Origin of the sequence: Enterobacter cloacae complex sp. CARB60 (genome assembly GCF_036487345.1) — a bacterium.
Classification (GTDB): domain Bacteria; phylum Pseudomonadota; class Gammaproteobacteria; order Enterobacterales; family Enterobacteriaceae; genus Enterobacter; species Enterobacter asburiae_D.
This window is the reverse complement of sequence record NZ_JAZKLC010000002.1, coordinates 4068475-4084735: the sequence shown is the minus strand read 5'-3', so window position 1 is coordinate 4084735 and position 16261 is coordinate 4068475. Positions and strand designations below refer to the sequence as shown.

General features: G+C 58.9%; 15 protein-coding genes. 2 read left to right on the top strand and 13 right to left on the bottom strand.

Annotated features, from left to right (window positions below; genetic code table 11):
• The first annotated feature begins 90 nt into the window (after positions 1-90).
• A complete protein-coding gene (locus V4835_RS20615) occupies positions 91-1461 on the top strand; it encodes an NAD-dependent succinate-semialdehyde dehydrogenase (RefSeq protein ID WP_331413509.1) in 1371 nt (456 codons plus the stop codon).
• Between the two features lie 57 nt (positions 1462-1518).
• On the opposite strand, the gene V4835_RS20610 is transcribed toward V4835_RS20615, so the two are convergent.
• Positions 1519-2064, bottom strand: coding sequence for a YfaZ family outer membrane protein (locus V4835_RS20610; protein ID WP_063143257.1), 546 nt, complete (start codon positions 2062-2064; stop codon positions 1519-1521).
• 410 nt (positions 2065-2474) lie between these two features.
• Between V4835_RS20610 and V4835_RS20605 the strand changes: the two genes are divergently transcribed.
• Complete coding sequence (locus V4835_RS20605; RefSeq protein ID WP_331413507.1) at positions 2475-3833, top strand: esterase-like activity of phytase family protein; 1359 nt, start codon at positions 2475-2477, stop codon at positions 3831-3833.
• Positions 3834-3886: 53 nt separating this feature from the next.
• On the opposite strand, the gene yjiA is transcribed toward V4835_RS20605, so the two are convergent.
• From yjiA to hpaD, 12 genes are all read right to left on the bottom strand, one after another.
• Complete coding sequence (gene yjiA / locus V4835_RS20600; RefSeq protein WP_331413506.1) at positions 3887-4840, bottom strand: GTPase; 954 nt, start codon at positions 4838-4840, stop codon at positions 3887-3889.
• 10 nt (positions 4841-4850) lie between these two features.
• Positions 4851-5054, bottom strand: a complete 204-nt coding sequence (locus tag V4835_RS20595) for a YbdD/YjiX family protein (RefSeq protein WP_003856610.1) — start codon at positions 5052-5054, stop codon at positions 4851-4853.
• A gap of 96 nt (positions 5055-5150) precedes the next feature.
• Entirely contained in the window at positions 5151-7304 is a 2154-nt protein-coding gene (locus V4835_RS20590; RefSeq protein WP_100165532.1) for a carbon starvation CstA family protein, read from the bottom strand.
• A 191-nt stretch (positions 7305-7495) separates the two neighbouring features.
• Positions 7496-8416, bottom strand: a complete 921-nt coding sequence (locus V4835_RS20585; protein ID WP_331413501.1) for a helix-turn-helix transcriptional regulator — start codon at positions 8414-8416, stop codon at positions 7496-7498.
• A 178-nt stretch (positions 8417-8594) separates the two neighbouring features.
• Complete coding sequence (locus tag V4835_RS20580; protein WP_331413499.1) at positions 8595-9107, bottom strand: 4-hydroxyphenylacetate 3-monooxygenase reductase subunit; 513 nt, start codon at positions 9105-9107, stop codon at positions 8595-8597.
• A 17-nt stretch (positions 9108-9124) separates the two neighbouring features.
• A complete protein-coding gene (gene hpaB, locus V4835_RS20575; protein ID WP_014168483.1) occupies positions 9125-10687 on the bottom strand; it encodes a 4-hydroxyphenylacetate 3-monooxygenase, oxygenase component in 1563 nt (520 codons plus the stop codon).
• A gap of 195 nt (positions 10688-10882) precedes the next feature.
• Complete coding sequence (hpaA, locus tag V4835_RS20570) at positions 10883-11773, bottom strand: 4-hydroxyphenylacetate catabolism regulatory protein HpaA (protein ID WP_331413497.1); 891 nt, start codon at positions 11771-11773, stop codon at positions 10883-10885.
• Positions 11745-13097: a 4-hydroxyphenylacetate permease gene (gene hpaX, locus V4835_RS20565; RefSeq protein ID WP_193940839.1), complete on the bottom strand. Its 1353-nt coding sequence runs from the start codon at positions 13095-13097 to the stop codon at positions 11745-11747. The genes hpaA and hpaX overlap by 29 nt, the downstream gene beginning before the upstream one ends.
• A 21-nt stretch (positions 13098-13118) precedes the next feature.
• Positions 13119-13916 carry a 4-hydroxy-2-oxoheptanedioate aldolase gene (gene hpaI, locus V4835_RS20560; RefSeq protein ID WP_331413494.1) on the bottom strand — a complete coding sequence of 266 codons (798 nt, stop codon included), beginning with the start codon at positions 13914-13916 and terminating at the stop codon, positions 13119-13121.
• Between the two features lie 9 nt (positions 13917-13925).
• Positions 13926-14729 carry a 2-oxo-hept-4-ene-1,7-dioate hydratase gene (gene hpaH, locus V4835_RS20555; RefSeq protein WP_331413492.1) on the bottom strand — a complete coding sequence of 268 codons (804 nt, stop codon included), beginning with the start codon at positions 14727-14729 and terminating at the stop codon, positions 13926-13928.
• Positions 14730-15017: 288 nt separating this feature from the next.
• Positions 15018-15398 carry a 5-carboxymethyl-2-hydroxymuconate Delta-isomerase gene (locus V4835_RS20550; protein WP_331413491.1) on the bottom strand — a complete coding sequence of 127 codons (381 nt, stop codon included), beginning with the start codon at positions 15396-15398 and terminating at the stop codon, positions 15018-15020.
• 9 nt (positions 15399-15407) lie between these two features.
• Positions 15408-16259 (bottom strand): 3,4-dihydroxyphenylacetate 2,3-dioxygenase, encoded by an 852-nt coding sequence (gene hpaD, locus V4835_RS20545; protein ID WP_331413489.1) that lies wholly within the window; start codon positions 16257-16259, stop codon positions 15408-15410.
• Positions 16260-16261 lie beyond the last annotated feature (2 nt).

Below are 16261 nucleotides of genomic sequence, written 5' to 3'. Positions count from 1 at the left end.
AGAACCTTCCGGATATACCCAACTTTACGCCCAGAGCCAGTCATGTTGACTACCCTTAATACCCTAAGCGGTAAAACAAGGAGATTCGACATGGCTTATCAGACAGTAAATCCTGCCACTAACCAGCTCATCAAAGAATACCCCTCACATACCGACGCGGATATCGAAGCGGCGCTCAAGGCAGCCGATGCGCTTTATCATTCAGACTGGGCAAAAGGCGACATCAGCCAGCGTCTGCCGGTGCTGCATAAGCTCGCCGACCTGATCGACGAGCGCGTGGAGGATCTGGCTAAAATCGCCAGCCAGGAGATGGGAAAGCTCATCGAACAGAGCCGCGGCGAGGTGAAGCTTTGCGCGCAAATCGCCCGCTACTACGCCGACAACGCGAAGCGGTTCCTGGCCCCGGTGAAGTACGACTCTGAGCTCGGGGAAGCGTGGGTGGAGCATCACCCCATCGGCGTGCTGATGGCCGTCGAGCCGTGGAACTTCCCGTATTACCAGTTGATGCGCGTCCTGGCGCCGAACCTGGCGGCGGGTAACCCGGTGATCGCCAAGCATGCCAGCATCGTGCCGCACTGCGCGGAAACCTTTGCCCATCTGGTACGCGAGGCGGGCGCGCCGGAAGGGGCATGGACCAACCTGTTTATCTCTTCGGATCAGGTGGCGAACATTATTGCCGACGATCGCGTGCAGGGGGCGGCGCTGACCGGCTCCGAAAAAGCGGGCAGCGTGGTGGCCGCGCAGGCGGCGAAGCACATCAAGAAATCTACGCTGGAGCTGGGCGGTAACGACGTGTTCGTGGTGCTGGACGATGCGGACCTGGACAAAGCCGTGAAGATCGGCGTGAATGCGCGACTCAACAACGCCGGACAGGTCTGCACCGCGGCGAAGCGCTTTATTCTGCATGAAAAGATTGCGGATGCCTTCCTGAGTAAATTCACCGAGGCATTTAAGCAGGTGAAGATTGGCGATCCGCTGGACGAAAGCACCACGCTGGGGCCGCTGTCGTCCAAAGATGCGCTCGAAACGCTGACCAAACAGGTTAACGAGGCGGTGAAAAACGGTGCGACGCTGCACTATGGCGGCAAGCCTGTACAGCGCGACGGGAGTTTCTTCGAACCGACGATCCTGACGAATATCTCGCGGGATAACCCGGCGTACTTCGAGGAGTTCTTCGGCCCGGTGGCGCAGATGTATGTGGTGAAAAACGATGACGAGGCGGTCGCGCTGGCGAACGACTCCCACTACGGCTTGGGCGGCGCGGTGTTCAGTCAGAATATCGAGCGCGCGAAGAAAATGGCCTCGCGGATTGAGACCGGGATGGTCTACATCAACTGGCTGACGGATACCGCGGCAGAACTGCCGTTCGGCGGCGTGAAGCGCTCCGGCTACGGACGCGAGCTGTCGGATCTGGGGATCAAAGAGTTTGTGAACCAGAAGCTGGTGGTGGTGCGTAAGTAATTGCCGTCATAAAAAAACCTGCCATCTGGCAGGTTTTTTTTGGTCAGTATTGGAACCTTAGAAGCTCACGCCGCCGCCCACGTACGCACCGTCAATCAGCGTGTGGTTTGGACGACCGTCTTTGCCATCAACGCTCACGTGGCGGTAACCCACTTTCAGGGTCACAGGTTTGATTGGGGTCCAGCTGACGCCGCCGTTGGCTTCAACGTAGTTTTTCACGCTGTTGTTCAGGCCGTCTGGTGCAACGTATCCTTCGCCGAATACGTTAATGCTGTCGGTCAGGGCAACATTCACGCCGCCACCGATTGGGAACGCTACGCCGTTATCGCCTTTTTTCGGGCCGATGTAGATGGCTTTCGCGCCCGCATTCAGCATCACCGGGCCAACTTCCAGGTTGTAACCGGCGCCCACGCCACCGGTCTGGGTGCCGTCATCGGTATTTTTGAGCCAGTTACCTTCGGTATACAGGCCAGATGAGGATTTACCCATTTCCACATTCAGGTTGGTGAAGTTTTTACCCTGCTCGATGCTGCCGCCCATGGCCAGAGCGGAGCCAGATACCGCGGTCAAAGCAGAAAGGATAAGAATGTTAAGTTTTTTCATGAGTATTTCCTCGTCATCAAATTAATCTGAGGACACCTTAACAAGCGAGGTTTATGACTGCAAATGTGATGTAAATCGCGTTTTTATACTGATATTGTTAAATTTTTTATTGAGGTTGTTGCGGTGGTGTTTGATTGTCGGGGTGTCAACGGGTGATGTTTTGGCGTTTAGGAACGGTTTAGTTTTTTGACTAAACATAAACTGAACGAGGCGGGGAAAGTGATTTGAGATGAATTAATTGGGTTTCTAATAATTTCCAAAAATGTTTCACCTGTCACACAAAACAACAAAGCCTTACATTTCGAGTGATGAATATACGTTCAATCGTGCAGGTCGGTTTCCTTTTCATGTCATTTTTCTGACACGTTTATTCTTTACGTTGTTGGCTTCACTAACTGGATGCTAACAATATGAAAAGAAAAATTATTCCTGTGCTAATCGGTTGTGCGCTCTCTTTCTCTGGCCTGGCGGCGCAGCCTACTGCTGAGCGCTACGTCGTCAGCTTCCCTGAAGGCTCCCACGTGAGCAACAGCGGCGCGTATGCCAGCGCGTTTCCGAATGGACTGCCCGTGGGAATCGGTTCTGGCCTGCTGTTTACGGGCAAGCAGGGCGACGCCCTGACCTTTGCGACCGTGACCGATCGCGGTCCAAACGCCGATGCGCCAAAAATGGGTAAAAACGAAGCCAAAATATTTGTCACGCCAGATTTTGCGCCGCTGCTGATGACCATCCGCGTTCAGAACGGCAAAGCAGAGGCAACGGATGCCCGCCCGCTGCATGACGATAAAGGCGAGATTAACGGCCTGCCGCTGCAAAGCGGCGTGATTGGCTCCACCAATGAAGTGGCGTTCAGCGACACGCTAAAAATTCTGAAGGGCGACAACCGCGGGCTGGACACGGAAGGCATCACGCCGGACGGCAAAGGCGGCTACTGGCTGTGCGACGAGTATGGCCCGTTCCTGATTAACGTCGACGGTAAAGGGAAGATCCTGGCGATCCACGGGCCGCAGGCGGCGGAAGGGGAGAAATCCATCGCGGGCGGTCTGCCAAACATTATCAAATGGCGCCAGGCGAATCGGGGCTTTGAAGGCCTGACCCGGATGCCGGACGGGCGGATTATCGCCGCCGTGCAAAGCACGCTGGATATCGACGGTAAGAGCAAAAAGCAGGCGCTGTTTACGCGTCTGGTGAGCTTCGACCCGGCGACCGGCAAAACCGCGATGTACGGTTACCCAATCGACAGCGCGGCCTACGGCAAAAACAGCGACGCCAAAATCGGCGACATCGTGGCGCTCGATGACCAGCACATCCTGCTGATTGAGCAGGGAAGCGATAAAAACGACGGCATGCGCAACCTGATTTACAAGGTAGATCTCAGCAAGGCGAGCGACCTTTCCGCCTTCGACAAGCCGGGCGAATACCCGGAGTTTGATGATGAGAAAACCCTGGCGCAGCGCGGCATAACGCTTGCTGCTAAAACGCAGGTCGTCGACCTGCGCGCGCTGGGCTGGCAGCAGGAGAAGGCCGAAGGGCTGGCGCTAATCGACAGCAAACGGCTTGCGGTGGCGAACGATAACGACTTTGGCGTGAAGGTGGCGATGCAAAACCCGGTCGAGGGCAAGAAGCTCAAGGATTATCGGGTGAACGCGGAAGGCAAGTTGACGCTTGATGATAAACCGGTTGAGACCACGCTCAGCGTGAAGCCGCTGAAGAAGCCGGAGTCAGACAGCGAGCTGTGGATTGTGACGCTGCCGGACGCGGTGAAATAGGTTTACCCCTCACCCTAACCCTCTCCCCATAGGGGAGAGGGGATGCATGGCGGTTATTTCTTCAACCCCGCAAACGCTGCTCGAATTTCTTCTTCCGGGAGTTGGATACCTATAAACACCATCACGCTGCGCGGCGCTTCATCGCCCCAGGGTCTGTCCCAGTCGGCGCTGTACAGGCGCTGCACGCCCTGGAACAGCAGGCGGTTCGGCTCGCCGTCAATCCACAGCATCCCTTTGTAGCGCAGCAGCTTGTCGGCAAACGACAGCAGCAGGTTTTCCATCACGCGCGAAACCTCGCCGATGTCCACCGGGTAGTCCAGTTCGACCACAATCGACGCCACGTCGTTTTGCTTATCTCCCATAAAGTGGAAGCGCGGTTTTGCGGTGACGTTTTCTTCCAGCATAAAGCCGTTGGTGTTGAACAGCTGAGACAGATCGATGTCGCCGTGCGTCACCGTGAATATCGGCGCACGGGAGTTAATGCGGGTCAGGCGTTCGCGCAGCTTAACGCTTTCGCCCGCCACGTCGGTTTTGGTCAGCAGGATGCGGTCGGCATAGCCCACCTGAGACTGGGCGATGGTGAACTGGTTCATCTGATCGTCGGCGTGGACCGCATCCACCAGTGCAATCACGCCGTCGAGCAGGTAGCGCTGGCAGAGGATCTCGTGCGAGAAAAAGGTCTGAATAATCGGGCCGGGGTCGGCCATGCCGGTGCACTCGATCACCAGACGGTCAAAGTCGATCTCGCCGCGGTCGCGGCTGTCGAGCAGGTCCAGCAGGGCGTCTTCCAGCTCGTTAGAGCGGGTGCAGCAGATGCAGCCGTTGGTGAGGGTTTTGATCTGGGTCGCGCGATCGCCAATCAGCTGATCGTCTACCGAGACCTCACCGAATTCGTTTTCGATAACGGCGATTTTGAAGCCGTGCTGTTCATTCAGGATGTGGCGCAGCAGGGTGGTTTTACCGGCGCCGAGGAAACCGGTCAGCAGGGTAACGGCAATCGGGGTCATGGTCTCTCCTTTAGCAGCAGCGGACGCCGCCTTCTCCACTTCCGCCGTAGCGCGCTTCCTGACGCTCGCGGAAGAATTCGGTGTAGGTCATGTACGGCTTATCCGGATGGTTGGTCTTCATATGCTCAACGTAGTTGTCATAGTCCGGAATGCCAATCAGCATTTTCGCCGCCTGACCGAGGTATTTTTTTGCTTCGCCTAAGTTACCAAACATTGTGGGTTCCAGACAGAAAAAGCCCGGTGGCACTACGCTTACCGGGCCTACAGTTTCTGTGTAGGGCGGGTCAGCGTAGCGCCACCCGCCATTTTTTTAATGGTGTGAAGAGGTCTTCACGCCGCCTTCCGGCACCGGTACGTACGGGGTTTCTTTATCCGTACGGCCGTCGGCGTTGCGCACGTTCATCCAGGTTTTGATGCCGTAGAAGATGATGCTGTACACCACCACCAGGAACAGAATGCTCAGACCCGCGTTGGTGTAGTTGTTCACCACGATATGGTTCATGTTGGCAATCTGCTGCGCGGTCAGATCCGCGCCGCCTGCGGCAATCTTCTCTTTATACTGGTTAGCCATGAAGAAGAAGCCTTCCAGCTGCGGGTTGGCGCTGAACAGCTTCAGGCCAAGCGCCCAGGTGGTGCAGAGCAGCAGCCACAGCGCAGGAACAACCGTTACCCAGATGTATTTGGTGCGTTTCATCTTCACGAGGACCACGGTACCGAGCACCAGAGCAACGGCTGCGAGCATCTGGTTAGAGATACCGAACAGCGGCCACAGGCTCTTCACGCCGCCGAGCGGGTCGACAACGCCCTGATACAGCAGGTAGCCCCACAGGCCGACGCAGCCCGCGGTACCGAGAATACCGGCGACCAGAGAGTCGGTTTTCTTCAGGAACGGCACGAAGTTACCGAGCAGGTCCTGCAGCATGAAGCGGCCCGCACGGGTACCGGCGTCCAGCGCGGTCAGGATGAACAGCGCTTCGAACAGAATACCGAAGTGGTACCAGAAGCCCATGTCCGCCCACGGCAGCACTTTGTGGAACACGTGTGCGATACCTACGGCCAGCGTCGGTGCACCACCTGCGCGGTTCAGCACGGACGGTTCGCCGATGTCCTTCGCGGTCTGCATGATCTGCTCAGGCGAAATCACGAAGCCCCAGGAGCTGACGGTCGCCGCCGCGTGTGCGCTCGCGTCCTTCAGCTGCGCCATAATCAGCGCCGCGTTGTCACCGCCCATCTCGTGCAGGTTTGGCATGGTAATGCCGAGGCCCGCCGGCGGGGTGTTCATCGCGAAGTACAGACCCGGTTCGATGATGGAGGCTGCAACCAGCGCCATGATCGCTACGAAGGACTCCATCAGCATCGCACCGTAACCGATCAGACGCGCGTCTTTCTCGTTCGCCAGCAGCTTAGGCGTAGTACCGGACGCAATCAGGGCGTGGAAGCCGGAGACCGCACCGCAGGCGATGGTGATGAACAGGAACGGGAACAGGGCGCCTTTCCACAGCGGGCCGGTGCCGTCGATGTACTGCGTTACCGCAGGCATTTTCAGATCCGGGTTAATCACCAGGATGCCGATCGCCAGACCGACGATAACGCCGATTTTAAGGAAGGTCGCCAGGTAGTCGCGCGGGGCCAGAATCAGCCAGACCGGCAGCAGCGCGGAAATAAACGCATAGCCAATCAGCGCGAAGGTGATGGTGGTGTCCTTGAAGGTCAGCGCCGGGCCCCAGTACGGGTCGTGCGCAATCACGCCGCCGAAGTAGATAGAGGCTACCAGCAGCACGATACCAATCACCGACACTTCACCCACGCGGCCCGGACGCAGGAATCGCATGTAGATCCCCATGAACAGCGCAATCGGCACGGTAGAGCAGACGGTGAAGACGCCCCACGGGCTTTCGGCCAGCGCTTTCACCACGATCAGGGCCAGCACCGCGAGGATGATGATCATGATCAGGAAGCAGCCGAACAGGGCGATAGTCCCCGGCACGCGGCCCATCTCTTCTTTGACCATCTCACCCAGAGAGGCGCCGTTACGGCGAGAAGAGATAAACAGCACCATAAAGTCCTGCACCGCACCCGCCAGCACTACGCCCGCGAGCAGCCACAGGGTACCCGGCAGGTAGCCCATCTGCGCGGCCAGCACCGGGCCGACCAGCGGGCCTGCACCGGCGATAGCGGCAAAGTGGTGACCAAACAGCACGTAGCGGTTGGTTGGCACGTAGTTCAGGCCGTCATTGTTAATGACCGCCGGGGTGGCACGCGTCGGGTCGAGCTTCATGACCTTCTGCGCGATGTACAAGCTGTAGTAGCGATAAGCAACAAGATAGACGGAAACGGACGCGACCACGATCCACAGGGCGCTTACGTGTTCGCCCCGGCGTAATGCGACAACCGCCAGACAAAAAGCGCCGAGGATCCCGAGTAAGGCCCAGGGCACGTGCTTCAGTAGTTTTTTAGTATCCATAGTAAGACCTGGTTTTTTATGTAAAGAAAAAAGGGTCAGGGTTCGTTGTGAGGAGGTATTGATTAATGCTGGAGCGATCGTGCCAGATCCTCGCGCGTGTAAAGGACGGTAAATGAGTGAGTGGTTGAAAGTACCGGGTGAGCGGTCAAAGGGGGCGACGAGCGGTTCCGGCTCGCCGCAAAGGGACGAAATTATGTGATTGAGATCACTTGGTTATTCGGGTTGCGTTCCACCGCCAGATAGTTCTCCAGCGTTCCGATCAGTTTTTCCTTAAGCCAGCTCGGCTCCAGAATCTGAATATGGGGCAGCCAGTAGAACAGCAGCGGCAGGATCTGGTTCTCGTGCGCCGCCTGGCAGCGCAGCGTGACGCCACCCTGTTGCTCCTCCAGCAGCTCTTGTTCCGGCAGAAGATCGCGGCGAAGGAAGTAATGCGAAATATTATCCTTGATGAATATTTTCACCGCGAAAGTATTTTCAGATACCCAAGGGTCGAGACTTTTTTCCAGCAGCTCAAGGACATTTTCTTCCGGGGTGAAGGTCGTTTTCTGAATATCAAACCAGCTAATCTGGCTCAATGAGAAGGATTTCAGACGGCTATTTTCGGTGGCTTGTAAATACCATATATTTTTTTTGTTAATGAGTTTATAGGGATTAATCAGCCGGGTTTTTCCCTTATAAACAATCTGACAAACATTATGGTTTTTAATCGAACTCTCGATTTTCGTTAAATGACGGCGAATATCACGCTGTACCGTGTGTTCGGCTTCATTCGCAAGAATAAGAATATGGTTTTCGTCTACGCGCGTTTCAAGCTTCTGCCAGAATTCCGTATTTCTTTCAGGGAAAAAGCTGTCGGCATTCAGGAAGTTAGCAAGGGTGTTGTGATGTAAGCCTTGTCCACCGGGCGATTGTGCAGAATGGATCAGTCGATATAGCCCGTTACCGGTATGTTCAACAATGGGAGAGAGGGCATTTAAATCCCGGTAGACGGTACGCTCGGTAATTTTAAATTTTTCCATTAGCGCACTGCGGTTTACCACACCGTTTAAATGTAGCTCAACCAGAATATCGACCAGACGTTCAGCCGAGCGGCTCCGCGTCGTTTTAGCCATAAGGTCATCCTGTATATTTAGGTATGCGCTGAATGATGCGGGTGCACTGACAGGCGGTGTCAGTATTCAGTCACAGAAAATTTCTCTTATGGTTATATAACGGCGTGATTTAGCGGAAACCTTAGGAATTTTTGTAGAAAGCGGCGCTGGCCGAAGAAAAAGGCCAGCGCGGGGGGCATCACACGGCGGCTTCCGCCTCCAGCATGACCGGGTGGAAACGGCGCTTAAAGTAGATCAGGCCGTGGCCCTCTTCACTGAGGATGATGTTTTTAATTTCAACGAGATAAACAAGATGCGTGCCGATGGTTTGCACCTGGCTTATCTCCCCTTCCAGGCTGGCCAGCGCGCCTTTCAGCACCGGCTGCGCCAGCGGACCTTTCTGCCAGCAGGAGAGGGTAAAGCGCTCCTCCATCGTCATACCGGTCATCCCGGCGAAATGGCGAGCCATGATCTCCTGCTCGTGGTTCAGCACGTTAACGCACAGCCTGCCGTTGCCCTGAAATACCGGGTTCATGGCGCTGTTGGCGTTGATGCACACCATGACCGACGGCGGGGTGTCAGTCACCGAACAGACGGCGGTGGCGGTAATGCCGCAGCGGCCCGCCTCGCCCTCGGTGGTGATCACATTGACCGCCGCCGACAGGCTACTCATTGCGTCGCGAAAACGCAGGCATTGTTCATCTAAATGCATTGCAACCTCCCGCTGCGCTATTTCAGCAGCTTATCCAGCATGTTGATATCGCTGTTGTTGTGCAGGTGCGGCACCGTCCAGCCGTGTTGGTCGTATTCGGACATGCAGCGGTCGACCATCGCCATCATCTTGTCCATGTTGCCGGAGCTCTGCGCCTGACGCAGACACTGCAGGCGGATCTCATCCTGGCTGCCGGAGTAGTTGATCTCATACAGTTCATGGCGACCGCCAAACTCGCTGCCGATGGCATCCCACATCAGCTTCAAAATCTTGATGCGTTCAACGTGATCCATGCCGTTGGAGCCGCGCACGTATTTCGCCAGATACTGGTCGATCTGCGGGTTGTTCAGATCCCGGGCGCTGGACGGCAGGTAAATCAGTCCGGACGTCACGTTACGCTCGATGATGTTCTTGATCTTCGCGTAGGCCATCGGCGCCATCACGCGGTAGGTTTGCAGCGCGGCGTGATCCGGAAGATACGCGCCGTTGACCCACGGGGTGGCTTCGGAACACATAGAGTCGCTCAGCGCCCAGAACATGTTGCGCCAGGCCACCACTTCACCGAGATCCGCCTGCACGCCGCGGAACTCCAGGGTGCCGGTGCACTCCAGGGATTTCTTCAGCAGGGCGGTGATGAAGTCGAGCTTCACCGCCAGGCGCACGCAGGCCTGCAGCGGGTACATGCGGGCAAATCCGCCTTCCATCGTCCAGCGACGGCAGCGGTCGAAATCGCGGTAGATCAGCACGTTTTCCCACGGGATCAGCACGTGATCCATCACCAGGATCGCGTCGTTCTCGTCGAAGCGGCTGGAGAGCGGGTAGTCGTACGGGGATCCGGTTGCGCCTGCCACCATCTCGTAAGAGGCGCGGGAGATCAGCTTCACGCCCTCGGCGTCCATCGGCGCGACGAACATCAGCGCGAAGTCCGGGTTTTCGCCCATCACCTGCGCGGAGCCGAAGCCGATCATGTTGTAGTGAGTCAGCGCCGAGTTGGTTGCCACCACTTTCGCGCCGCTGACGATGATCCCGGCGTCGGTCTCTTTCTCCAGCTTGATGTAGACGTCTTTCACCTCGTCCGCCGGCTTGTGGCGGTCGATCGGCGGGTTAACGATGGCGTGGTTGAAGTACAGGCCGGTTTCCTGAATGCGGGTGTACCAGTTGCGGGCGTTCTGCTCGAACTGGCCGTAGAAGGCCGGGTTGGCGCCGAGCGCGCAGCCGAACGCGGCTTTGTAGTCCGGCGTGCGGCCCATCCAGCCGTAGCTCAGGCGCGACCACTCGGCGATGGCGTCGCGCTGCTGGCGCAGGTCGTCGGCGCTTTTCGCCACGCGGAAGAACTTGTGGGTATAGCCGCCGCTGCCGGTGTCGGTGCCCCAGCACAGCGTGTCCTGCATGTCTGGCTTGTGCAGCGCGTCGTACATCTGCGCGATGGAGGCCGCCGCGTTGCGAAACGCCGGATGGGTGGTGACGTCTTTGACGCGCTCGCCGTAGATATAAATCTCACGACCGTCCTGCAGGCTCTTTAAATACTCTTCGCCGGTTAACGGACGTTTGGCATCAGCGCGGAAATCTTCAGGCTTCATAGGGACCTCGTATCGGAATTGTGTTGTTAAATTTATGTTTTGTTTTTGTTGTTTAATTGAAGCCTGAGAGGGGCGGAACGTGAAGGGACGTTTGGGACAACGACGGGTACTTTTCGGGCGGGATTGGGATTTGTGATCTGTGCGGCTTTTCGGCGGGTGGCGCTGCGCTTACCCGCCCTACGAAACGTGATGCGTTCAGGAAACCGGTACTTTCTGCGCCCGGTACGCGCTCGGCGAGCACCCCACTAAGCGGTTAAAAAATCGGGCAAAATAGGCCGGATCCTTAAACCCCAGCTGCCAGGCAATCTCGCTGACCGCGCTGTCGGAAAACAGCAGCAGCCGTCTGGCCTCGCGCAGCTGCCGGTCGAAGATCAGCCGCTTCGGCGGGCGGTTGGCGAAGCGGCGGCAGATATCGGTCAGGCGGGATTCGGTCAGGTGCAGCTCGCTGGCGTATTCGGGCACCGTCCAGTGCTGGTGGTAGTGGGCATCTATCAGCTGGGTAAAGCGCTGGAACAGCTTCAGCTCGCCGCGCATACCGCCCGAAGCGTGGTCGTCGAGCTTCGCGTTGCGCAGCAGCAGGGTAAAGACCGCCTGGGCCAGCAGGGCCAGGGTATGCTCGCGCCCCGGCAGCTGTTCCGTCGATTCCCGGGCAATCAGCTGCCAGTAGTGCTTCAGCGCCGCCAGCTCGTCCGGCCTGTCGGCCAGCGAGAGGCAGATCCCCTGCAGGCCAAACGCTTCCCGCGTGCCGGGGTAGAGCACCTCCAGCAGCGGCCAGATCAGATCCTCGCGCACCGTCAGCACGTGCCCGTCGCTGTCGGATTCGGTGATAAACGCGTGCGGCACCGACGGCGGAGTAAGGACGAACAGCGGGGCCTGCACCGAGTAGCGGTGATCGTCGAGCTGGAGTTCAATCTGCCCGGTATCGAGAAAGTGCATCTGAAAATACTGGTCGTGACGATGCGCCTGCATGTCGCGGCCAAAAAAGGCCGCCATGCGGGCGAACGACTGGTAGTGCACGTCGTCGGTGCCCAGACTTTCGTCGTACTCCTTGCTGATATCAATGTTGGCGATAGGGCTCTGGCACATGCTCGTTCCTCTGTTGATCCCGCTGCGTCATCGGAATGCGCGTCAGCACCAGCGCGCCGACCACCAGCAGACCGGCCACAAACCATAGGCCGGAGCTGAAGCTGCCGGTCGCGTCGCGCAGGATCCCAATCAGCAATGGGCTGACAGCGGATCCGACGTTGCCGATGGCGTTGATCACCGCCAGCGCCACCGCGCGGGACTGCAGGCTAATCACCCGATCCGGCGTGGTCCAGAATATCGCCATGGCGGTAAACGATCCGGTTGAGGCCATGATGATGCCAAGCAGCTGGATCAGGCTGTGATCGGTGGCCGAGGCCAGCATCCATCCCGCCGCGGCGAACAGGTACGGCAGGATGGTGTGCTTTTTTCGCTCTTTCAGCCTGTCGGAGCGTCGGCTCCACCAGATCATCCCGAGAATGGTGCAAAACTGCGGGATCGCCGCCAGCAGGCCGATGACGATATTGCTGCTCCCCGTGTTAAAGCTTTGCAGGATCTGCGGCGTCCAGATGTTGATGGCGCTGAGCGTGTTGGTCAGGCAGAAGTAGGCCAGCGTGTAGAGCAGCACCGCCGGGGTCAGCACTTCGCGCAGCGTCGATCGCGGCGTGACGGATTGGGCAATAGCGACCTCCTGCTCGCGGGCGATCATCGTTTTCAGCGCCTGCTTTTCGTCATCGTCCAGCCAGGTGGCCTGATCCGGCGTGTCGTTGAGGTAGAACCAGGTCACCACGCCGAGCACCACCGACGGCAGCCCCTCCAGCAGGAACAGCCACTGCCAGCCCTTCAGGTTCCACAGCCCGTCCATCGCCAGAATGTAGCCGGAGAGGATCGAGCCGAGCATCATGGTCACCGGCATGGCGATCATAAACAGCGCGTTGGCGCGGGCGCGGTGATAGGCCGGGAACCACCAGGTGAGATAGACCAGGATCCCCGGCAGGAAGCCCGCTTCCGCAATGCCCACCAGCATGCGTAAAACATAGAGCGTGTGCGGGCTGGTGGCGAACATGGTACAGGTGGAGGCGATGCCCCACACCACCATGATCCCGGCGATCCAGCGCCGCGCGCCGATTTTCGCCAGCATGATGTTGCTCGGGATCCCGCACAGCACGTAGGTGACGTAAAACAGCGTCGCGGCCAGGCCAAACATGGTCGACGTAAGACCCAGATCTTTGCCCATCGTCAGCCCGGCAAAGCCGATGTTGATGCGATCGAGAAACGAAAAGACAAACAGGATAAAGAGAAAGACAATCAGGCGTCGGAACAGCTTGTTAATGGCGCGATGTTCAACAGCTTTATTATCATGGGTTTGCAGGGTAGAGGTCGTCATGGTGCGCTCCAGATCTTACGTTTAGTAGACGGATTTATTGTTATTAACTGACGTAACCGGTTGTTCGATAAAACGCGCTGCCAGCGCTTCCGCGCCGCGGGCGAGCAGGGTGGTGTCGACGCCGACGGCGACAAACAGCGCGCCGAGTTCAAGGTAGCGTTTCGCCAGCGGCTCGTTCGCCATCAGGATGCCGGGGGCTTTACCGGCGGCGCGGATCTGCGCGATCGCCTGCTCGATGGCTGCCTGCACCTCCGGGTGCTGCGGATTGCCGGCCAAGCCCATGTCGGCGCTCAGATCCGCCGGGCCGATAAACACGCCGTCGACGCCTTCCACGTCCAGGATCTGCGGCAGGTTTTTCAGCGCCTCGCGGGTTTCGATCTGCACCAGCACGCACATGGCGTCGTTAGCCTGCTGCAGGTAATCCGGGATGCGGTTCCAGCGCGACGCGCGCGCCAGGGCGCTGCCGACGCCGCGAATGCCCGCAGGCGGGTAGCGGGTGGAACGTACCGCCAGCCGCGCTTCGTCGGCGTTTTGCACCATCGGCACCAGCAGGGTTTGCGCGCCCACGTCCAGCAGCTGTTTGATCTGCACCGGGTCGTTCCACGACGGACGCACCACCGGCTGGCTGGCGTACGGCGCGATGGCCTGTAATTGGGTTAAGACGGTTTGCACGCTGTTCGGCGCGTGCTCGCCGTCGATCAGCAGCCAGTCGAAGCCTGCCCCCGCCAGCAGCTCGGCGCTGTAGCTGCTGGTCAGCCCCAGCCATAAGCCGATTTGCGGGCGGCCCGCCTGCAGCGCCGCTTTGAATGCGTTTTGCATGGTCCTCTCCTAAACAAAGCGGCAGCTGATGGAGCCCATGCTGCCGTAGTCCACGTGGAAGGTGTCGCCTCTGCTGGCGGGCACCGGGCGGGTAAACGAGCCGCCGAGAACGATCTGGCCGGGCTCAAGCTGTACGTCGTACGGGGCGAGCTTGTTCGCCAGCCACGCCACGCCGTTCGCCGGGTGGTTAAGCACGCCTGCGGCAACGCCGGTCTCTTCGATCACGCCGTTGCGGTAGAGCAGGGCGGAGATCCAGCGCAGATCCAGCGCGTCGGGCTTAATCGGACGGCCGCCGAGGATCACCCCCGCGTTGGCGGCGTTATCGGAGATGGTGTCGAACACCTTGCGCGGGCGCTGGGTTTCCGGGTCAACGTTGTGGCAGCGGGCGTCGATCAGCTCCAGCGCGGGGATGACGTAGTCCGTCGCGTTGTAGACGTCGAAGATCGTGCAGTTCGGGCCGCGCAGCGGCTTTGCCAGCACGAACGCCAGCTCCACTTCGATGCGCGGAACGATGAAGCGGTCGACGGGAATATCGCTGCCGTCGTGGAAGAACATGTCGTCCAGCAGCGCGCCGTAGTCCGGTTCGCTAATCTGCGAGCTGGCCTGCATCGCTTTGGAGGTGAGGCCGATCTTGTGGCCCTTCAGCACGCGGCCTTCGGCGATTTTCAGGCTGACCCATTCGCGCTGGACGGCGTAGGCGTCGTCGATGGTGATCGTCGGGTAGTCCAGCGAGATCGCGCGGATCTGCTCCCGGGATTGTTCCGCCTGATGCAGACGATGGGCGATCAGGGTATGGGTATGTTTGTCGAGCATGGCGATATCCTGTTCTTGCCGGGTGGCGCTTCGCTTACCCGGCCTACGGTTTGGTGCTGCTGTTGCCGGGTGGCGCTGCGCTTACCCGGCCTACGGTTTGGTGCTGCTGTTGCCGGGTGGCGCTGCGCTTACCCGGCCTACGGTTTGGCGCTGCTGTTGCCGGGTGGCGCTGCGCTTACCCGGCCTACGGTTTGGCGCTGCTGTTGCCGGGTGGCGCTTCGCTTACCCGGCCTACGTTCGGGGCCGTTGTAGGCCCGGTAAGCGAAGCGCCACCGGGCGAGCAGACGGCTACGTAAACAACGCGTGCACGTTGTTCTGTTTGTAATTGAGCGTCGGATGCAGCTCGTCGAGCTCGAACGACAGCGCCAGATAGCGGGCGGCCATCAGCTCTGCGAAGTGCGTTTTGATCAGCGCAAACAGCATCTCCCCCACGGCTTCCCGGCTCTCCAGGCTGCGCCCGGAACCAATCTTCAGCGTCATATGCACAAAGGCGTAATCGTGCCTGCCGTCGGCCATCTGCCAGGTGTCCAGCCAGTGGGCGCGGCTGCGGATACCGCCGATGGGGAAGATGCCCGTGGCGGCGAGCGCCTCGTTCACTTTGGCGAACAGCCCAGGCAGGTCGGCCTGCTCGCGGATGTTGTCGGTGCATTCAGCAATAAAGTGCGGCATGATGGCTCCTTACGCGGGCAGCGGGAAAACGGCGTTAACCTGGCCGGTACCGGAGCTGGCGAACAGCTCGGTGAGGAACTCCACCTTGCCGTCGTACTGGTCCCAGCCGAGCATCCCCAGCAGCATCACCGTGTCGTGCATGTTGCCCTCGCCGTAGCAGTAGTCGGCGTATTCCGGCAGCATGCTGCAAAACTCTTTGAACTGGCCTTCGCGCCACAGCTTCACCACGCGCTCGTCCATCTGACGGTCAAACTCGCGGGTATAGCTGTTCATCCCTTCTTCCGCGCGCTGGTCGTCGATAAAGCGGTGCGACAGCGAGCCGCTGGCGAGCACCGCCACGGTGCCGTCGTATTTTTCAATGGCGCTGACGATGGCCTCGCCCAGCCTGCGGCTGTCGGCGAAGTCGTGAACCGTGCAGAACGCCGAGATGGAGATCACCTTGAAGTGTTTATCCGCGTTCATGTAGCGCATCGGCACCAGCGTGCCGTACTCCAGCTTGAGGCTCTGGATGTTGTGCGCTTTGGCGCGCACGCCGAGCTTCACCGCCTCGTCGGCGATCAGCTGGCCGAGCGCCGGGTTGCCGTCGTAGTCGTAGGTCATGTCGCGGATAAAGTGCGGCAGCTCGTTGCTGGTGTAGACGCCCGCAAAATGGTCCGCACAGTTGATGTGGTACGCGCTGTTCACCAGCCAGTGGGTGTCGAACACGATGATGGTGTCCACGCCCAGCTCGCGGCAGCGCTTGCTGATCTCTTTATGCCCGTCGATGGCCGACTGGCGGCAGCCGTGGTTTTTCCCCGGCAGCTCGGAGAGGTACATCGACGGAACGTGAGTGATTTTTGCCGCTAGCGCTAATTTACCCATGA